The following is a 2603-nucleotide window of genomic DNA, read 5'->3' on the forward strand; positions in this document are numbered from 1 at the left end:
ACGAAGCCAACTAACTTGCCCTGGCGATAAACTTTCGTACTGAATACTAGATAATCAATCTCACCGTGATACAAACCAAAAATAGTGCAAGCTTTTTTCAACTCGGACTCCAGTCGTCGATTCCGTTCCCGTGATGTTTCTGGTAGCATTGCTTTGACTTCTGCAACTCTTGTAGCGAACCAGTTGCGATCAAATGGGAGCCGTCCGCCTTCCACGAACTGCACCCATACTGTGATTCCGCCTTCTATCCAGATAGTACGAACGGATTCGGGTTGGACTTGGATAATCTCGCCAATGATGCGACGGTCATGAGCAGTCAGGGGGTCTTGGGTTGGGGCTACAGCTTCGGCTTGGGATTCTAGGTGGGTGTACAGTTCTGCTTGGGCTGTGGCTTGCTCGTCAACAGAAGAACTAGAAAGTGCTTGCTGTGTACGTGTTGTATAAGTCATAATAGAGTTCCTTGGTAAAAGGGTAAAAAGCGATCGCTGAGTTTTCCAGACATGAGCGATCGCTTTTGTTATGTGTGCAAAGAACGTTGTGGTTCAGCACAACGCTCTCAAAAAGATTTGGCGTAGCCATATATTTGCGGCTCAAAGCCAGTGGCACTTGAGCGATACCAATACAGGAGATACAGCGTATCAGGCGACGTGTATGACTTCAAACGCTTCAACTGCCGTCCGTCGTCCTGCTGGTAATTTCTTATTCAGTGCAAATCCATTTCCATGCTGTGTACCCCTCGCCTTCTCTGGTTGTGCCAGTGCCTCGGTTGCTCCTCAAGCTGTCACTTTGGATTGTGCTGTCAAGGTTCAGATAGTGCAAACCCTTTATTGCGTCCGGGTGCAGGCAGTTTGCTTTCCCTTGCCCTTGCCCTTATATTTATAAATATACGTGAGGCGTATATTTTGTCAACATCTCACGAATATTTTTAGTAGTGCCAATTATTTTAATAGTAGTCTTGTGTATAATAAAGCTGTAGACGCTAAAAGAAGATTAATCGTTTTTCCACTATGAATATTAGGATTGTGGAGTAATGACGATGGATAAAAGAGTGATTCGCTGGAAGCTGAATGAAATCATGGCCCAAAAAAGAGTCAGAAATAAAGACCTGGCCGAAGGTATCGGCATCACCGAAACTTCTGTTTACAGGTTACGGAAAACTGATACCATGCCTCGGATGTCACCTGAGCGGCTAAACGATATTTGTCAATTTCTTGATTGTCAACCTGGAGACTTACTGATTTATATCCCAGATAACGATGCGGAGAAGGCGGAAAAAAATCAACAGAAACTAAGTAAGGGAATCACTATAGCAAAACACCAACTTCCTAAAACTGATAAAGAAGTAACTGAGGATATTGCAGCATAAAGCGATCGCCCGCCGCCAAGCAACGCGATCGCCTGCTCAATCCGTTGATCACAAAGTGAGCTTATTATAATGCTGACACATTTTTGTGCAAACACCCTTCAGCATCTCCTCGGTTCACTTTGGTTAAACTGCAACACCTCAACTTTCAAGCATTTACCATAGTGAGCAAGAGATATGCTGACACTAGAACCCGAACAAACAACGACGCTGGACTACAGTGTTGTCAACGCCAGCATCCAGGAAACCTTCACTGCCATCGACAAATTCGAGTGGCAAGCAATAGATGAACTGCGCCTTATGCGAGACAACCACTATTACTCTGATGGTGGACACAAGAGCTTTGAAGACTATTGCGAGAACGAGTTAACTAAACACGGGGGATATCGCCGCGTCAGGGATTTGCTGTCTGCGAAGAAAATAGTTGATACCCTGCCAGAGGAACTGAGGGTAAAAATCACTAAACCTTCTCAAACTCGCCCCCTGCTTTGTTTGATCAAAACTCCTGATAAGTTACAGGAAGTCGTAGCGATCGCAGCGAAAGAAAAACCCTTCCCCACTGCCGCCGATTTTGCTCTTGCAGTTCAGAAGGTTGTTCCAAAAAATACGTCACCCACTAGAACCAGTAGCACAAAACAAGAAAAAGTCAAAACGCAATTGTGTAATTCTGTCACTGTTTCTTCCCTTTCGCACCCTCGTTATGGCGAATCGGGAGTAATTGAGGCAGACGCACCGAATAACTATCAGCAGATTGTCACCTTCAGCGATGGTGAAAGGTTGTTGATCAACAATGCTGATTTGACTGGTTTAAATGACGCAATTGTGTCCGAATCGAGTGGGCGGACTTACCCTAAAGAATATTCTGAAGCGATCGCAGCGCTCGAAGAACAACACAAGCTTGAGTTAGAGCGCTTAGAGCAGGAATTGAGGATTGGATTACAGTCAGAAGTCACAACCAGAGCAGAAGAACAAGTAAGTGAGCAAATCCAATCCTTGCAAAACCTGTACAAGCAGCAGAAAGAGCAAAACATCCAGTTACAGCAACGGCTGGATGAGATGGAAGGGTTAAAGAAACTGGAGATTGAAAATCAGCAACTCCAGCAACGCATTCAGGAATTAGAACGTGCGGTTGAACAGCGCCCTTCTCAAGAATGGGGAAATACGATCTGACTTTTCCCGTTAAGTCTCAAAAAGCTTGCTGGTAAAGGATTTAGGAGACAGCACGGTATATACGGTAAAG

At 44.9% G+C, this 2603-nt stretch carries 4 protein-coding genes; 3 read left to right on the forward strand and 1 reads right to left on the reverse strand.

Going from position 1 to position 2603, the window contains the following annotated elements; translation table 11 throughout:
• On the reverse strand, nucleotides 1-449 hold a 449-nt coding region (locus tag ACEYW6_RS35945), incomplete at its 3' end, for a hypothetical protein (protein WP_412983568.1).
• An 88-nt stretch (nucleotides 450-537) separates the two neighbouring features.
• On the opposite strand from ACEYW6_RS35945, the gene ACEYW6_RS35950 reads away from it, so the two are divergent.
• The 3 genes from ACEYW6_RS35950 to ACEYW6_RS35960 all read left to right on the forward strand — a co-directional run bounded on the left by ACEYW6_RS35950 (nucleotide 538) and on the right by ACEYW6_RS35960 (nucleotide 2533).
• Nucleotides 538-882, forward strand: coding sequence for a hypothetical protein (locus ACEYW6_RS35950; protein WP_190901950.1), 345 nt, complete (start codon nucleotides 538-540; stop codon nucleotides 880-882).
• A 154-nt stretch (nucleotides 883-1036) separates the two neighbouring features.
• Nucleotides 1037-1366: a helix-turn-helix domain-containing protein gene (locus ACEYW6_RS35955; protein WP_242061236.1), complete on the forward strand. Its 330-nt coding sequence runs from the start codon at nucleotides 1037-1039 to the stop codon at nucleotides 1364-1366.
• 174 nt (nucleotides 1367-1540) lie between these two features.
• On the forward strand, nucleotides 1541-2533 hold the full coding sequence (locus ACEYW6_RS35960) for a hypothetical protein (protein ID WP_412983569.1): 993 nt from the start codon (nucleotides 1541-1543) through the stop codon (nucleotides 2531-2533).
• The last annotated feature ends 70 nt before the right edge of the window (nucleotides 2534-2603 follow it).

It is taken from the genome of Nostoc sp. UIC 10607 (assembly GCF_047228265.1).
Taxonomy (GTDB): domain Bacteria; phylum Cyanobacteriota; class Cyanobacteriia; order Cyanobacteriales; family Nostocaceae; genus Nostoc; species Nostoc foliaceum_A.

Coding starts and splice junctions, on each gene's coding strand:
- ACEYW6_RS35955 (WP_242061236.1), top strand. CDS start 1,037: ATGGATAAAAGAGTGATTCGCTGGAAGCTGAATGAAATCATGGCCCAA.
- ACEYW6_RS35960 (WP_412983569.1), top strand. CDS start 1,541: ATGCTGACACTAGAACCCGAACAAACAACGACGCTGGACTACAGTGTT.